Consider the following 581-nt stretch of genomic DNA (forward strand, 5'->3'; position numbering starts at 1 on the left):
GACGGACGGTTTGAAGCTGGTCATCGTTGGCCTGGGTATCTTTGCGGTGCCCGAGATCGTATCGCTGCTGCGTCAAGATCGGTCGATTGCCAAGGGGGCCTCACTGGGCGCCGGTTGGCTGGACGGCGTCAAAGACTGGTTCGCAAATATATGGCTGTCGGTGCGTTGTTCGATCATTGGCGTGATTGTTGGAGTCATTCCCGGCCTCGGCGGCTCGGTTGTCGACTGGATCGCCTACGGTCACTCGGTGCAATCCACCAAGGACAAGAGCAATTTCGGCAAAGGCGAAGTGCGCGGCGTCATCGGCCCGGAAAGCTCGAACAACGCCAAAGAGGGTGGAGGGCTGGTGCCAACTCTGCTGTTTGGCATCCCTGGTTCAGGCTCGATGGCGATCTTCATCGGCGCGGTGGCTTTGCTGGGGTCAGGCGATATCGAGGTCGGTCCGAGCATGCTCAAGGACAATCTCGACATCACCTATTCGATCGTCTGGCTGCTGGCGTTGGCCAACGTCGTCGGGACCATCCTGTGCATCGCGGCATCGGGCGGGATCGCCAAGCTGACCACGATCCGCTTTACCTATC

1 protein-coding gene is annotated in these 581 nt (G+C 59.7%); it reads left to right on the plus strand.

Features of this window, described 5'->3' with window-relative positions:
* A partial coding sequence (locus tag ACR0C6_RS22075) for a tripartite tricarboxylate transporter permease (RefSeq protein ID WP_480621328.1) occupies positions 1-581 on the plus strand: 581 nt, incomplete at both ends.

Source organism: Ruegeria sp. AL12, from assembly GCF_056540885.1.